General features: G+C 65.2%; 18 protein-coding genes. 2 read left to right on the plus strand and 16 right to left on the minus strand.

The genetic code is table 11. The features are described from left to right. Positions 1–58: 58 nt before the first annotated feature. Positions 59–304, plus strand: a complete 246-nt coding sequence (locus AU175_RS16550; protein WP_066292130.1) for an acyl carrier protein — start codon at positions 59–61, stop codon at positions 302–304. 162 nt (positions 305–466) lie between these two features. Further along, positions 467–1,702: a beta-ketoacyl-[acyl-carrier-protein] synthase family protein gene (locus AU175_RS16555; RefSeq protein WP_066292137.1), complete on the plus strand. Its 1,236-nt coding sequence runs from the start codon at positions 467–469 to the stop codon at positions 1,700–1,702. A gap of 103 nt (positions 1,703–1,805) precedes the next feature. On the opposite strand, the gene AU175_RS16560 is transcribed toward AU175_RS16555, so the two are convergent. The 16 genes from AU175_RS16560 to AU175_RS16635 form a co-directional block, all read right to left on the minus strand. Next, complete coding sequence (locus AU175_RS16560) at positions 1,806–2,309, minus strand: DUF3145 domain-containing protein (RefSeq protein WP_066292139.1); 504 nt, start codon at positions 2,307–2,309, stop codon at positions 1,806–1,808. Between the two features lie 285 nt (positions 2,310–2,594). Next, positions 2,595–3,521 (minus strand): tyrosine recombinase XerC, encoded by a 927-nt coding sequence (locus tag AU175_RS16565; protein WP_066292140.1) that lies wholly within the window; start codon positions 3,519–3,521, stop codon positions 2,595–2,597. 49 nt (positions 3,522–3,570) lie between these two features. Beyond that, a complete protein-coding gene (gene dprA / locus AU175_RS16570) occupies positions 3,571–4,755 on the minus strand; it encodes a DNA-processing protein DprA (protein ID WP_066292142.1) in 1,185 nt (394 codons plus the stop codon). Positions 4,756–4,765: 10 nt separating this feature from the next. Beyond that, positions 4,766–6,310 (minus strand): YifB family Mg chelatase-like AAA ATPase, encoded by a 1,545-nt coding sequence (locus tag AU175_RS16575; protein ID WP_066292145.1) that lies wholly within the window; start codon positions 6,308–6,310, stop codon positions 4,766–4,768. Next, the gene (locus AU175_RS16580; protein ID WP_066292147.1) at positions 6,311–6,667 is read right to left on the minus strand and encodes a YraN family protein; all 357 of its coding nucleotides are present in this window, start codon (positions 6,665–6,667) and stop codon (positions 6,311–6,313) included. Between the two features lie 134 nt (positions 6,668–6,801). Next, a complete protein-coding gene (locus AU175_RS16585; RefSeq protein WP_056335405.1) occupies positions 6,802–7,128 on the minus strand; it encodes a DUF2469 domain-containing protein in 327 nt (108 codons plus the stop codon). Positions 7,129–7,182: 54 nt separating this feature from the next. Next, a complete protein-coding gene (locus tag AU175_RS16590; protein WP_066292148.1) occupies positions 7,183–7,920 on the minus strand; it encodes a ribonuclease HII in 738 nt (245 codons plus the stop codon). A gap of 2 nt (positions 7,921–7,922) precedes the next feature. Next, a complete protein-coding gene (gene lepB, locus AU175_RS16595; RefSeq protein ID WP_066292154.1) occupies positions 7,923–8,783 on the minus strand; it encodes a signal peptidase I in 861 nt (286 codons plus the stop codon). Further along, positions 8,784–9,461, minus strand: a complete 678-nt coding sequence (gene lepB, locus AU175_RS16600) for a signal peptidase I (protein ID WP_066292156.1) — start codon at positions 9,459–9,461, stop codon at positions 8,784–8,786. A gap of 84 nt (positions 9,462–9,545) precedes the next feature. Then, the gene (gene rplS / locus AU175_RS16605; protein WP_066292160.1) at positions 9,546–9,905 is read right to left on the minus strand and encodes a 50S ribosomal protein L19; all 360 of its coding nucleotides are present in this window, start codon (positions 9,903–9,905) and stop codon (positions 9,546–9,548) included. A 251-nt stretch (positions 9,906–10,156) separates the two neighbouring features. Then, on the minus strand, positions 10,157–10,957 hold the full coding sequence (gene trmD, locus AU175_RS16610; RefSeq protein WP_066292162.1) for a tRNA (guanosine(37)-N1)-methyltransferase TrmD: 801 nt from the start codon (positions 10,955–10,957) through the stop codon (positions 10,157–10,159). After that, positions 10,958–11,503: a ribosome maturation factor RimM gene (gene rimM / locus AU175_RS16615; protein ID WP_197497163.1), complete on the minus strand. Its 546-nt coding sequence runs from the start codon at positions 11,501–11,503 to the stop codon at positions 10,958–10,960. It lies immediately after the preceding gene. 110 nt (positions 11,504–11,613) lie between these two features. Then, positions 11,614–11,856, minus strand: coding sequence for an RNA-binding protein (locus AU175_RS16620; protein WP_066292169.1), 243 nt, complete (start codon positions 11,854–11,856; stop codon positions 11,614–11,616). Between the two features lies 1 nt (position 11,857). Continuing rightward, the gene (gene rpsP, locus AU175_RS16625; protein WP_066292171.1) at positions 11,858–12,271 is read right to left on the minus strand and encodes a 30S ribosomal protein S16; all 414 of its coding nucleotides are present in this window, start codon (positions 12,269–12,271) and stop codon (positions 11,858–11,860) included. A gap of 205 nt (positions 12,272–12,476) precedes the next feature. Beyond that, positions 12,477–12,914 carry a hypothetical protein gene (locus AU175_RS16630; RefSeq protein WP_197497164.1) on the minus strand — a complete coding sequence of 146 codons (438 nt, stop codon included), beginning with the start codon at positions 12,912–12,914 and terminating at the stop codon, positions 12,477–12,479. Between the two features lie 117 nt (positions 12,915–13,031). Continuing rightward, positions 13,032–13,907: a VOC family protein gene (locus tag AU175_RS16635; RefSeq protein WP_066292175.1), complete on the minus strand. Its 876-nt coding sequence runs from the start codon at positions 13,905–13,907 to the stop codon at positions 13,032–13,034. Positions 13,908–14,001 lie beyond the last annotated feature (94 nt).

Consider the following 14,001-nt stretch of genomic DNA (forward strand, 5'->3'; position numbering starts at 1 on the left):
CGCTGTCTGATCCGTTTCCGGCAGCCACTGCCGGCAATAACAAGAAAAGGAGCCATCAATGGCTAGCAACGAAGAGATCCTGTCCGGCTTGGCTGAAATCGTCAACGAAGAGACCGGCCTCGCGCCCGAGGCCGTGGAGTTGGACAAGTCTTTCACCGAGGACCTGGACATCGACTCCATCTCCATGATGACCATCGTGGTCAACGCTGAAGAGAAGTTCGGCGTGCGCATCCCGGACGAAGAAGTCAAGAACCTCAAGACCGTTGGCGACGCCGTCAGCTTCATCGCCGGCGCGCAGGCCTAGCCAGAGCGCCAGCGGCTTACGGCTTGGCTGGACTGCCGGCCCGGGAACTCCGGACTGGCAGTCCAGCCGCATTCAATCCGCAGCCACCTGCCCTACACCCCACACGCGGGATCCCGCCGGAGAATACCGGAGCCGGGCTGCCCACCGACAGAGAGTGATCCCATGACACGCAAAGTAGTCATTACCGGTCTGGGTGCCACCACGCCCATCGGCGGCGACGTACCCACTATGTGGAAGAACGCGCTTAAGGGGGTCTCTGGTGCCCGCACCCTGGAGGACGACTGGGTTGCCAAGTATGAACTCCCCGTGCACTTCGCCGCGCGCTGCAGCACTCCCGCCCTCGACGTCCTGAGCCGTGTTGAAGCTAAGCGCATGGACCCCTCAACCCAATTCGGCGTCGTCGCCTCGCGGGAAGCATGGGCCGACTCGGGTATCACCGAGGTCGACCAGGACCGCCTTGCGGTTGCCTTCGCAACGGGCATCGGCGGCGTCTGGACCCTGCTGGACGCATGGGACACCCTTAAGGAAAAAGGACCGCGGCGTGTCCTGCCGATGACGGTTCCTATGCTGATGCCCAACGGTGTCGCGGCAGCCGTCAGCCTTGACCTCGGCGCCCGCGCAGGCGCCCACACTCCGGTTTCCGCCTGCGCTTCCGGCACCGAAGCCCTTCACCTCGGACTGGACCTGATCCGCTCCGGCAAGGCCGACGTGGTTATGTGCGGAGGCGCCGAAGCTGCCATCCACCCCATGCCCCTCGCCGCGTTCGCCTCCATGCAGGCGCTTTCCCGCCGGAACGACGACCCCCAGGGCGCCTCCCGTCCTTATGACCTCGGCCGCGACGGCTTTGTCATGGGTGAAGGCGCCGGCGCGCTGGTCCTTGAAGCCGAAGAGCACGCTTTGGCACGTGGAGCACGCATTTACGGCGAACTAGCCGGCACGTCCGTGACCGCCGACGCCTACCACATCACTGCACCCGACCCCGAAGGCCTGGGTGCAACCCGTGCACTGAAGGCTGCAATGTTCGACGGCCGCATCCAGGCCGAGGACGTGGTTCACGTCAACGCACACGCGACGTCGACGCCCGTCGGCGACAAGCCCGAGTACACGGCGCTTCGTGCGGCGCTGGGTAACCACATCGACAACGTGGCTGTCTCGGCCACCAAGTCGCAGATGGGCCACCTGCTGGGTGCGTCCGGCGCCGTTGAGGCCGTCCTCACCGTGCTCGCCGTCTACGAGCGCAAGGCCCCGGTCACCATCAACCTCGAAAACCAGGATCCGGACATCCCGCTCGACGTCGTCACGTCCGCGCGTGACCTTCCTGCAGGGAACATCGTGGCGCTGAGCAACTCTTTCGGCTTCGGTGGCCACAACGCCGTGATCGCAGTACGCAGCGTCTAGCATCACTGTGGTGCAAAGCAGGGGCCCAGCCGGTTGGCTGGGCCCCTGCTTTGCTATGGGGACGGCTGGTGGTCCGCGACGGTCAGCCCCGCTGTGGCGACGTTCAGCCGACCTGGTGGAGCCAGCGCACCGGGGCCCCCTCGGCAGCGTGACGGAAGGGCTCGAGCTCTTCGTCCCACGCTTCTCCGAGGGCGAGGGACAACTCGTGATAAACCGCGGAGGGATCTCCTGCGCCGGATTCGTAGGCGTACCGGATCCGATCCTCGGAGACCATGATGTTGCCGTGCACGTCGGTGGTGGCGTGGAAGATCCCCAGTTCGGGGGTGTGCGACCAACGGCCGCCGTCGACACCCTGGCTGGGCTCTTCAGTGACCTCGTAGCGGAGATGTGCCCAGCCGCGAAGCGAGGATGCCAGCTTCGCCCCTGTTCCGGGAGTCCCGGTCCAGGAGAGCTCGGCCCGGAACATTCCGGGCGCGGCAGGTTGAGGGGTCCACTCAAGATCCGTCCGCTTGTCCACGACGGATCCAATGGCCCACTCCACGTGCGGGCACAGAGCGGTAGGGGCCGAGTGCACGAACAACACACCGCGGGTCATTGCAACAGACATTCCATCCTCCATAGCTGTAGGTACGTCTTCCCCAACGACCTCTGCCTGAATGAAATGCGCTGTGCCGTGTTCCTGTCGGCTGCGTTTATCCCTGCCCGAATATGTAACTGTGTCCGGACTTGCTGTGACGCGCGAAGCAACGAGCTTCAAGCGAGACTTGAAAGTTTCCGGACTTGACTCTTATTGTGCCGTACGCCGCCTAATTACGCCACTGCAATTCCCGAACTTCCTCGTCGGGCGTCACGTTTGGGGAAGTCAGGGTGCCGCGGGCCTGACGGCCGCGATTTAAGCCCTCGGATGGGCCTGCTGGTAGCTCTTGCGGAGGCGTTCCACAGAGACGTGGGTGTAGATCTGCGTGGTCGCAAGGCTGCTGTGCCCCAGGATTTCCTGGACGGCCCGCAGGTCCGCGCCTCCGTCCAACAGGTGCGTTGCAGCCGAATGCCGCAGTGCGTGGGGCCCCGTTGCCGACGTGTCGCCCAGTGCGTCGAAAAGCCCCTTCACGACTTCCCGCACCTGCCGCTGGTCCACCCGGTTGCCGCGGATTCCCAGGAAGAGCGCAGCTCCGCTTTTTTCCGTGGCCAGTCGTGGCCGTCCCTTGCGGAGCCAGTCATACAAGGCGACGGCAGCGGGAACGCCGTAGGGAACTGTTCTTTCCTTGTTGCCCTTGCCGATGACGCGGAGCGTCCGGCGGTCCGGGTTGAAGTCATCGACGTCCATTCCGGCCAGCTCACCCACACGCAGGCCTGTGGCGTAGAGGAGCTCCACCATCGCCCGGTTGCGCACAGCCAGCGGCGCCCCCTCCGCGGCCGCTTCTTCAAGGCTGGCCAGCAGCCGCGTCAGTTGCTGCGACTGCAAGACACCGGGCAGTGACTTTTCCTTCTTTGGGGCCTTCAGCCGCAGCGAGGGATCCGCGGTGATCAGTTCCTCCCGGACGGCCCAGGCCGTAAAGGACCGCGTCGTTGCCGATCTCCGGGCGAGGGTGGACCGGGAGGACCCCGCCTCGCTTTGAGCCCCGAGCCACCGCCGCAGCGTACCTAGTTCAAGGCCCGGCAGTTCCGTGACTCCTTCGGAAGCGGCGTACGACAGGAGGCTCCTAATGTCTGAGAGGTAGGCCCTCAGAGTGTGCCCCGACCTGGCCCGCTCCCCCGCCAGATAGTTCCCAAAGGCAGTGACGGCGCTTTCAAGGGCCGGGGGCAGTTCCTGATTCTCCACATTCCTACTCTCCCAGCATTCGTACACAGATGCGCTGCGGACACAGCGTTTAGGCTGACGCTTTGGCCCGCTTCCATCCGCCCCGTTCAGAAACAGCAAGGCCCAGGAGGCCCAGTCTGCCCAGGCCCGCGCGGACCGATTCCTGGCTGAGCCCTGCAACGGCACAAAGTTTGTCTACCGAACTTGTGGACCGGAGCGGGAGTGCGTCGAGAAGAATCAGATCCTCGAGCGTCAGGCCATCATGGTCTGCTGCGTGAACCGTCCGGGCCTCGGGAAGAGCTTCGCCGCTGGGTGACGCGAGCTCTGCTATCTCGCCGGCATCTGTCACGCAAATGGCGCCGCCGTCCCGGAGAAGACGATGGCAGCCCGCCGAATTCGCGCTGTGGACGGATCCAGGGACTGCACCAACGGCGCGGCCCAGGGTTTCTGCGTGATGGGCAGTGTTCAGGGCGCCTGACCGCCAGCGTGCTTCCACTACCACCGTCACGGCGGACAGGGCCGCGATGAGGCGGTTACGCTGCAGGAACCTGTAACGCGTTGGCGCCGACCCGGGCGGAACCTCAGCCAGTACCGCCCCCTGGTTGCTGACCGCCCGGAGGAGGTCCTCGTTCCCCGACGGATAAAACCTGTCGACACCGCCGGCCATCACGGCGATGGTGGGCACTGCGCCGGATCCGCCGGCCAAGGCAGCACGATGGGCGTGGGCATCGATGCCGTACGCCCCGCCGGACACCACGGTGAACCCGCGCTGTGACAACGAGTAGGCCAGGTCTCCGGTAACGGATGCACCATAGCTGGTGCTGTCGCGGGATCCCACCAGCGCCACGCACCGCGCAGCATCCGGGAGTTCCTGTTCCAGGCCGCGCCACCAGAGGCAGATGGGTTCCTGCAGTCCGAGATCCGAAAGTTGCGCGGGCCACAGGTCATCAGACGGGACAATCAGCCGACCCCCAAGGCGGGCCATCGTGGACAAGTCCCGCTCGGGTGCGAGATCCGGGATCCTGGGGGCCCAGCGCTTCAGTGCTGCCCCGATCCCGGCCCAGCTGGTTCCGGCACCATTCTCTGCCAACAGCGCCGTGATCTCCTGTTCCAGGGCTGGTCCAGCGGCCAGCTGCCCCGTAGCGATCCGGAGTGCGTCCGAGGCTCCTGCCGCTTTGACCAGGGCGAGTCCCGCCGCGTCCTGCGGTTCCATCAGGCGCGACAAAGAGGCGCGGGCCATCCGTTCGTTGTGCATGCGTCGTTCCTTATGCCGCGGCCGAAGCGGCCTGCCGGAGGCCAAGGGCCTGTCCAATGTCATCGGGATCCGGCCTGCCACGGTGTGCAAGGTCGGCCAGTGTCCAAGCGAGGCGCAGTACTCTGTCATAGCCCCTTGCCGTCAGGACGCCGCGCTCCAGGGCGTGGTCCAGGATGCGCGTTGAAGACGCCGGGAGCCGGAGTTCGCCACGCAGGATACGCCCGGGGACCTGCGAATTGGTTTCCAGGCCCAGAGGGTGCAGCCGCTCAGTTTGCCGGCCGCGGGCGGCACGCACACGCTGCGCCACCGCAGCGGTGTCCTCTTCCACGCCGGCCTGGCCGAAGTCCGCCAGCGAAACACGCTCCACCTGCAGTTGGATGTCCACGCGGTCCAGGAGGGGTCCGGACATCCTGGCGAGGTAACGGCGTCGCATCATGGGCGTGCAGGTGCAGTCCAGCCCCTTTCCGGACGCTTTGCCGCAGGGGCACGGGTTGGCGGCAAGAACCAATTGGAACCTTGCCGGGTACGCGGCGGTGCCGGCAGAGCGGTGGATGACGAGTTCGCCGCTCTCCAGTGGCTGCCTCAGGGCGTCCAGGACGCGTCGTTCGTATTCAGGGGCTTCGTCAAGGAACAAGATGCCGCGGTGGGCCCGCGACGCGGCGCCGGGCCGGGGCAGTCCCGACCCGCCTCCGATGATGGCAGCCGCGGTGGCGGAATGATGAGGGTTTTCAAAGGGCGGCCTGCGGAGGAGCTGGACTGCTGAGGAGGGCATGCCGCAGAGGGAATGTATTGCGGTGACTTCCATGGCCTCGTTGTCCGCGAGGTCCGGGAGGAGGCCGGGCAGGCGCTCCGCCAGCATGGTTTTGCCCGCACCCGGCGGTCCGGTGAGCAACAAGTGGTGGGCGCCGGCGGCTGCCACTTCCAGCGCCCTCCGCGCGTCCCCCTGCCCTGAGACATCGGCCATGTCGGGTACGGCGGCGTGACCTGGTTCTGTGCCATTCGCGTCAGCCTCATCGTCTGGTTCGAAGTCCAGCGCCAGTTCCTGCGGATCGGCGCCAAAGTCGAGGGCGAGCCTGGCAAGCGTCCGGTATCCCCTGACGTTGGCGTCCGGCACCAGCGCGGCCTCAGCCAGGTTTGCCTGTGCCACGACGATGTCCGGGTAACCGGCCCGCACGGCAGCCATCACGGCCGGGAGGATGCCCCGCACCGGCCTCAGCCGCCCGTCCAGCCCCAATTCAGCGATGAAGACTGTACGCTCGGTCGGTTTGATGTCGTTCGCGGCACGCAGGACAGCCATGGTGACGGCGAGGTCAAAGCCTGAACCGCGTTTGGGGAGCGACGCCGGGATCAGGTTGGCAGTGATTTTTCGCCTGCTTAGCGGAATTCCGGAGTTCTTGGCGGCAGAACGTATGCGCTCCTTCGCTTCGTTGAGGGCAGCATCCGGCAGGCCCAGGAGGACAAAGGCCGGCAGGGTCTGTCCTATGTCTGCCTCGACCTCGACGATGTACCCGTTCAACCCCACGAGGGCTACGGAGTAGGTCCGGCCCAAAGCCATTTACCCCACCCCTTTGAGGTGCTCCACCACGGGTCCGCCTATGCCGTCGTCCACCACGGCGATGACATCGACGCGCCGCAGCGGCATCCGAAGTTCGCGGTCCCGGCACCAGGCTGAACCCAGCCTGTGGAGCCGCGCCAGCTTCGCGGCGCCCACGGCTTCAAAGGGATGTCCGTAGTCAAGGGAACGGCGGGTCTTCACCTCGGCAATGACCAAGGCGTCGCCGTCGAGGGCAACAATATCGATTTCACCCTCGGTGCAGCGCCAGTTGCGCTCCACCACCAGCATGCCCAGTGATTCAAGATAATCGGCGGCGAAGTCCTCGCCGCGCCGGCCCAACAGGTCTTTGGATTTCATGTGTACCTCCGCGATTCAGCCTGCTGGAGCAGGACCGCGGAGGACAGGGAGCTATTCGCCTATGTGGGTAACCCGGCCGGTTGCCGGGGATGTTGGGGACAAGTGGTGTGCCCAGGCAGGCCCCAGGCAGGGGGTCAGTTGCCGAGGTCAACGTCCTTGGGCAACGCCAGTTCCTCGTTGCGCGGAAGCTCCTCGACGTTGACGTCCTTGAACGTCAGGACACGGACGCTCTTGACGAACCGGGCGGAGCGGTAGACGTCCCACACCCACGCGTCCTGCAGTGTCAGGTCAAAGTAGACCTCGCCGTCGGCGCTGCGCGCCTGGAGATCCACGTGGTTGGCAAGGTAGAAACGCCGTTCGGTCTCGACAACGTAGCTGAACAGCCCGACGACATCCCGGTATTCACGGTAGAGCTGAAGCTCCATGTCGGTTTCATAGTTTTCAAGATCCTCGGCACTCATGCTTCCATCTTGCACCATTCAGCACAGCGCTGGCGTCACGGCGAACGGCTGGACTCAGAGTTCTCCGCCCAGCAGCCGCCAGCTCACCCGGTGGTACGGCGTGGGGCCGGCGGTACGGAGCACGTCTCGGTGCAGGGACGTGGCGTATCCCTTGTTAATATCCCAACCAAAATCAGGGAACTCTGCGTGCAGCTGGCGCATCTGCTGGTCGCGTTCGACCTTGGCAATCACGCTGGCGGCCGCAACGCTCAGGCACTGCATGTCCGCCTTCACCCGGGTGTGGACGGGAGCGTCGCAGCCGGGGCCACTGGGCGCCTCATCGAACAGGGACGGCTGCCCCGCCGGCGAGAGCCAGTTGTGGCTGCCGTCCAGGAGGACGACGTCGGGGGTGATCCCCGTGGCCAGGACTTCCAGCCAGGCGCGGGTGCCGGCCAAGCGCAGCGCGGCAATGATGCCCAGCGCGTCGATCTCCGCGGCGGAGGCGTGCCCCACAGCCGAAGCCACGCTCCATTTGCGTACCAGCGGTTCCAGGCGTTCCCGTTCTGCCGGGCTAAGCAGTTTGCTGTCCCGCACGCCGGCAAGCGGTTTTTGGGCCAGAAGGTCCACGACGGCGATCCCAACGCTCACCGGGCCGGCCAGGGCACCGCGCCCCACTTCGTCGACGCCGGCGAGATACCTGGCCCCGAAGGCTTTGAAAGTGCGTTCGTGGCGCAGGGTGGGGGCTTTGGAACGGGGGCCAGTAGCGGGGCGCGCGGCAGTCTTGGGTGGAGCGAGCGGTGATGCTGCGGACATCGTCAGCCTCCGGCGGGCACGTTCTTGAAGGCGTCCGGGTAGTTGTCGAGGACGGTGATCCGGTTCAGCGGCCACGCGATGACAGCTGCCTTGCCCTCGATATCGGCCAGGTTGATGAAGCCGCCGTTGGCTTCCATGTGGGAGCGGGAATCAGCCGAGTGGTTGCGGTTGTCACCCATAACCCAGACCTTTCCCTCTGGTACAACGACATCAAAGGTCCGGATCTGCGGGACTTCGGCGCCGTTGACGTAGCCCTCATCGATCGGGGATCCGTTGATGGTCAGTTTACCGCCGGCGTCGCAGCAGATCACGTGGTCCCCGGGGAGGCCAATGACACGCTTGACGAGATGCTGCTGCGAGTTGTCCGGCAGCAGGCCCACGAACGTCAGGCCGTCCTGGACCCAGGTGAACGGACCTTCGGTCTTCTCAGGCGCGGCGGCCAGCCAGCCCTGGGTGTCCCGGAAGACCACCACATCGCCTCGTTCCAGCGCGAATGGTTCGGGTACCAGCAGGTTGACGAAGATGCGGTCGTTGACGTCGAGCGTGTTGACCATGGATTCCGATGGAATGTAGAACGCGCGGAACAGGAACGTTTTGATCAGGAATGACAGCACCACTGCGATCACCACCACCGTGGCGACTTCCTTCAACCACGCGAGAAGGGGACTCGGAGCGGAAGGCTCCGCCCGGGGAGCGGCAGAGTGCTTCCCGGCGGCCGGGCTGGCCGGTGCCCCTTCCCCGGCGGTGATCGGGGACTCCGGAGCGGCGGCAGCGGCGTCCGTTTCGGCAGCAGCGCGCGCGGCGGGGGCATGCGGTCCGCCGTCATGGCCAGGATCAGGGATCCGGGCGTGGTTCTCGGGCATCTACTGTCCGTCCTCTGTTGTTGTTCCTGCCTGCTGCGGCCGTGATACTGAAGCAAATCTATCAAGCGGCCAGACAATCTGGACCGGCCTGCCGATCACCCTGTCCAGCGGCACCATTCCACCGCCCGGTGCGCCGAGCAGGCTCCGGGAATCGGCGGACAGGGACCGGTGGTCCCCGAGCAGCCACAGCCGGCCGTCCGGCACGACTGCGGTAAATGGCTGCGTGCTGGCTGCATCCCCCGGGAAGACGTACGGCTCGTCCAGCGGCGCCCCGTTGACAGTGACCTTCCCGTCAGCGTCACAACAGACCACAGTGTCTCCGGGAAGGCCGATGACTCTCTTGACGTAGGTTGTGTCGCTCCCGGCCACCCCAAGCCATTGGGCGGCCGCCGCTGCGGTGTCGGCCAGCGGACCCTTTCCGCTGTTCAGCGGGGCGAAAGTGCCCCGTCCGTCAAAAACCACAATGTCGCCCCGGCGGACGGGGTCAGCGTTGAAGTCCGTCCTGGAGACCAGGATGCGGTCCCCGTCCTGCAGGAGCGGTTCCATGGATTCTGAGGGAATGTAGTAGACATCCAGCCACAGCGACCGGACGAGTCCGCTGATGCCGACAGCGAGTAAAAGTGCCAGGAACACAAAACGCCAGCCCATTCTCCTGGGCTGGCGTTTTGTCTGGTCCATGAATCCGTATCCTGGGGCGCTGTTGCGAATGGCTCCGGCGCTGGCCTGGTCCGGCTGTGGCCCTGCCTCGTAGGTCCGGGGGACTTACTTGGCGGTGGTGAAGTCGCGCTTTTCCTTGATCTTCGCGGCCTTACCGCGCAGGGCGCGCATGTAGTACAGCTTGGCGCGACGGACGTCGCCCTTGCTGACGAGCTCGATCTTGTCGATGATCGGGGAGTGCACCGGGAAGGTACGCTCAACGCCGACGCCGAAGGAGACCTTGCGGACCGTGAAGGTTTCGCGGATGCCGTCGCCCTGGCGGCCAAGGACGAAGCCCTGGAATACCTGGATACGGGAGTTCTTGCCTTCGATGATGTTCACGTGCACCTTGAGGGTGTCACCCGCGCGGAAGGCAGGAACGTCGCTGCGCAGCGAGGCTGCATCTACGGAATCGAGAATATGCATAATTCCACTCCTGGGTGAACGCCACAGGTCATTCACTTTGGGTCACGGCGGCCAAGCCCGGAGGCGCTTGCGCGATCCGGAAATTGCCGTCGAAAGTATTGTGGTCCGGTTCCGTCACTGATTGGCGGCACCGGGGTGTCCCGCTGTTGGTTGCGCTCCCCCTGTGGCAGGTGCGGACCCAGCAGACACAAGGACTAATTTTGCCACATCAGGACGCTTACAGCCAATCGGCGCCGGCAGAGTGCACCCAGTCAGTCAGGCGCGTCGGTGCGGGTCCGCAGCTGGCCGTCGACGACGTCGTACCCCAGTTCGGCGAGAGCGGTCCGGTCCGCACGGGGCAGCTTCCCCGCGTCGAACGTTTCGAGCAGATCCGGACGGCGTTCAGCCGTCCGCCGGAACTGCTCATGGCGGCGCCACTGCGCGATCTTCCCGTGGTTGCCGCTTAGCAGCACCGGCGGCACCTCCCGGCCGCGCCAGACGGAGGGCTTCGTGTAGACCGGGTATTCAAGCAGCCCATCCGAGTGTGACTCCTCCACGAGGGAGTCGGGATTGCCAACAACACCGGGCAACAGCCGTCCGATGGCCTCCACCATGGCAAGCACGGCCACTTCGCCGCCGTTCAGGACGTAGTCACCCAGGCTCACGGGCCGCACGCTAAAGTGCTCCTCCGCCCATTCCAGGACGCGCTCATCAATGCCCTCGTAGCGTCCGCAGGCGAAAACGAGCTGCTCCTCCTCGGCCAGCTCGTAGGCCAGCGCCTGGCTAAAGCGCTCCCCCGCGGGCGACGGGACGATCAGCACGGGCCTGGCCGCTTTGCCTTCGCCGGCTGCGGCCACCGAGGCCAGGGCCTGCGCCCAGGGCTCAGCCTTCATCACCATGCCGGCGCCCCCGCCGTAGGGTGTGTCGTCCACGGAGCGGTGCTTGTCCGTGGTGAAGTCACGGAGGTCGTGTACGTTCAGGTGCAGCAGACCGTCCTGGCGGGCCTTGCCGATGAGGGACAGCTCCAGGGGCGCCAGGTATTCCGGGAAGATGCTGACGACGTCGATTCGCATCTAGGCGTTGTCCCCCGGCCCGGCCGCACCGGCGTCGTCGGCGTTGATGTCAAAAAGGCCATCGGGCGGAGTCAGCAGGACAAACCCTTGGGCGACGTTGACCTCGGGAACGATCTGCTCCACGAACGGGATCAGGATTTCCTTGCCGTCCGGGGCTTCGACCACCAGCAGGTCCTGGACGGGCATGGTGTGCAGGGCTGCGATCTTGCCCACCACCTGCGAGCCCACCCGGGCCTCCAGTCCAACCAGCTCGTGCTCGTACCAGCCTTCGTCGTCGTCCTCGTCCAGTTCCTCAGTTTCGATGAAGAGCTTCGCGCCGCGGAGCGTCTCAGCCTGGTTGCGGGTTTCGATTCCTTCGAAGGCAAGCAGGAGGATGTCCTTGTTCCAGCGCGCACTTTCAACAGTCAGGGGCCCGGCCGAGGCCGGCTCCACCACAAACTCGGTGCCCGGAACAAACCGGTCCGCCGGGGCGTCTGTCAGGACCTGCACCGTCACTTCCCCGCGGATTCCATGCGGTTTGCCGATTCGTGCCACCTGAAGCTGCATCTGTTCCTCTGTTCGTGGTTGTGCTGGGGGTTGGGCGATGTGGTGAAAGCACTCCGGCCCCTCCACCGTTGGTGGAAGGGCCGGAAGCAAAACTGGTGTTGCCGAGCGCTTTAGCGGCGGCGGTCGGTATCGACGACGTCGACCCTGACCGGCTCGCCGTCAGCCAGTGCCGCCACAACGGTGCGCAGTGCGCGTGCCGTGCGGCCCTGGCGGCCGATCACCCGTCCGAGGTCGTCCTGATGAACGCGCACTTCGAGGGTGTCCCCGCGGCGGTTGTTCTTCGAGGTGACCTTGACGTCCTCCGGGGAATCAACGATTCCGCGGACCAGGTGTTCGAGCGCTTCAGCCAGCAATCTACTCAGCCTCGGTGGTCTCTGCTTCGGCTTCGGCCGGCGCGTCAGACTGCTTGGACTTCTTGGTGATCGCTTCCGGGATGATCACGGAACCCTTTTCCGGGGCAACGAAGGCAGCCTTCGGAGCCTTGGTCTTCAGGGTGCCTTCCTGGCCCGGGAGGCCCTTGAACTTCTGCCAGTCACCGGTGATCTTGAGGATCGCGGCAACCTGCTCGGACGGCTGGGCGCCGACGGACAGCCAGTACTGGGCACGGTCGGAGTCAACCTCGATGTATGAGGGCTCTTCGGTGGGGTGGTACTTACCGATCTCTTCGATTGCACGGCCATCACGCTTGGTGCGTGAGTCTGCAACGACGATGCGGTAGTACGGTGCGCGCATCTTGCCAAAGCGCTTAAGGCGAATCTTTACGGCCACTTTTGTGGTCACTCCTGTTTCAGAAAAGGGGGTGAACCCGGCGTTCTGCACCCGTGGGGCGGGCCATACTTGAGGGTTCGAAGGACAGGATCCAGACGCGGAGAGAGGGGCCACGCAGATCGAGTACCTGTTTATTGTGCCAGATCAGCGTCCGGATTTCGACTTGGGACGGTCCCTCCGGCCCGCGGCGGCGCAGCCACGTAGCTCAGGACGACCAGACGTACAGCCCCGTGCGGTCGGAATCGTCAATTCCGCTCGCCAGCTCCGCCAGCTGCTGCACGTATTTCCTGGCCTCGGCCGCGCCGAAGGGCATATCGTCCTGGGCAGCCCATTTTTCAGCGACGTCGTCCAGCACATCGCCGTCGCCCTCGGTCTCATAGCTGAGCAGCTCCGCGAGCGCACGGACCATCGCGGGTGGAACACCGAGCAGCGAATCGCTGGCCACGTCCACCATGGCCAGCTCGTAGTCCGCACCGCCGGCATGCACAGCTGCGCCGGCGAGGTCCCCGAGCTGTTCGATTTCGAAGTCGCTGATGCCGGGAATCCGAAGACCGGCAGTTGCGGGGGAACCGCCATCGTCCAGGATACCGGCACGCTTAAGCGCGGCCTCGTGGGTTGAAACAAAGATTTCGGTGAAGCCCATGGGAATCGCCCTCATTCCGTCGACGGTGCGGCCCTGGCAGGCAGCGGAACAGCTGCCCCGGCCGTTCGGAATCAGCCTAGTACACGGCCTGGCGCACTTGGGGCCGCCGCACCCGGCTTAGCGGGCGGCGACCCGGATGCGGTTGCGCCAGGGATCCTCGAAGCGCAGCTCCGCTCCGGTGTGGTGACTGGAGACTCCGGCGACTTTCAGCCGGTCGGCAAGCGCTCCGACGTCGTCACCGGAGGGCACTTCAATAAGCACCTCGCCCAGGCCGAGCGTATCCTGCCGGGGGCCGGCGCCCCGGCTGTTCCAGACATTCATGGCCATGTGGTGGTGGTAGCGCCCGGCCGACACAAAAAGCGCCTGGCCGTGCCAGCCGGCGGTCTTCTCAAACCCCAGGATGCCGACGTAGAAATCCTGGGCGGTGTGGACATCGCCGACCTGGAGGTGGACGTGCCCCACTCCCGCCGCCGTCCCGCGCTGACCCTCGACGGACTCCTGGGTGAGATGCTGATCCAGGTAGCGCTGGGGAGGCAGCGCCAGGCTGTCCATGACAACTTCCGTCCCGTTCCAGGACCAGTTTTTGCGCGGCCGGTCCCAGTACAGCTCAATGCCGTTGCCTTCGGGATCATTGAAGTAGAAGGCTTCACTGACCAAGTGGTCCGCACTGCCGGTGAAGGCGCGTGGCTCATATTGCGCCGCGGTGGCTACGGTGGCCGCCAACGATGCCTGGTCTTCAAAGAGCAGGGCAGTATGGAACAGACCGGCTTCCCCCCTGCCCGGGAGGTTCAACCCGGGAGCGGCAGCCAAATGGACCAGCGGCCTTCCAAGCCGGCCCAGGTACAGGCCGCCGTCCTGTTCGGCCACGACGTCGAGCCCGAGCGCGCGCTGGTAGTAGTCGGTCATGAGCTTCATGTCGCCCACCTTCAGCATCACCGTGCCCATCGTGAGCTCGGCAGGTAGAAGGTCCTGGCTGATGGATTCTGCAGTCATTGGAAAACTCCCGGTCCGGTGGCCGTCGGATTTCGTCGGCCTCTACTCCTCTAAATTACTTGAAGCTTCAATTTATTCCCAGCGGTGCCGGATG

Origin of the sequence: Arthrobacter sp. B6, assembly GCF_001663775.1 — a bacterium.
Classification (GTDB): domain Bacteria; phylum Actinomycetota; class Actinomycetes; order Actinomycetales; family Micrococcaceae; genus Arthrobacter.

What these genes read in the sequence shown, in the direction of transcription:
- AU175_RS16630 (WP_197497164.1), bottom strand. Translation starts at nt 12,914, where the DNA reads ATGGGCTTCACCGAAATCTTTGTTTCAACCCACGAGGCCGCGCTTAAG.
- AU175_RS16590 (WP_066292148.1), bottom strand. Translation starts at nt 7,920, where the DNA reads ATGTCCGCAGCATCACCGCTCGCTCCACCCAAGACTGCCGCGCGCCCC.
- lepB (WP_066292154.1), bottom strand. Translation starts at nt 8,783, where the DNA reads ATGCCCGAGAACCACGCCCGGATCCCTGATCCTGGCCATGACGGCGGA.
- AU175_RS16550 (WP_066292130.1), top strand. Translation starts at nt 59, where the DNA reads ATGGCTAGCAACGAAGAGATCCTGTCCGGCTTGGCTGAAATCGTCAAC.
- AU175_RS16555 (WP_066292137.1), top strand. Translation starts at nt 467, where the DNA reads ATGACACGCAAAGTAGTCATTACCGGTCTGGGTGCCACCACGCCCATC.
- lepB (WP_066292156.1), bottom strand. Translation starts at nt 9,461, where the DNA reads ATGGACCAGACAAAACGCCAGCCCAGGAGAATGGGCTGGCGTTTTGTG.
- trmD (WP_066292162.1), bottom strand. Translation starts at nt 10,957, where the DNA reads ATGCGAATCGACGTCGTCAGCATCTTCCCGGAATACCTGGCGCCCCTG.
- rplS (WP_066292160.1), bottom strand. Translation starts at nt 9,905, where the DNA reads ATGCATATTCTCGATTCCGTAGATGCAGCCTCGCTGCGCAGCGACGTT.
- AU175_RS16580 (WP_066292147.1), bottom strand. Translation starts at nt 6,667, where the DNA reads ATGAAATCCAAAGACCTGTTGGGCCGGCGCGGCGAGGACTTCGCCGCC.
- AU175_RS16560 (WP_066292139.1), bottom strand. Translation starts at nt 2,309, where the DNA reads ATGTCTGTTGCAATGACCCGCGGTGTGTTGTTCGTGCACTCGGCCCCT.
- dprA (WP_066292142.1), bottom strand. Translation starts at nt 4,755, where the DNA reads ATGCACAACGAACGGATGGCCCGCGCCTCTTTGTCGCGCCTGATGGAA.
- AU175_RS16635 (WP_066292175.1), bottom strand. Translation starts at nt 13,907, where the DNA reads ATGACTGCAGAATCCATCAGCCAGGACCTTCTACCTGCCGAGCTCACG.
- AU175_RS16585 (WP_056335405.1), bottom strand. Translation starts at nt 7,128, where the DNA reads ATGAGTGCCGAGGATCTTGAAAACTATGAAACCGACATGGAGCTTCAG.
- rimM (WP_197497163.1), bottom strand. Translation starts at nt 11,503, where the DNA reads ATGCAGCTTCAGGTGGCACGAATCGGCAAACCGCATGGAATCCGCGGG.
- AU175_RS16575 (WP_066292145.1), bottom strand. Translation starts at nt 6,310, where the DNA reads ATGGCTTTGGGCCGGACCTACTCCGTAGCCCTCGTGGGGTTGAACGGG.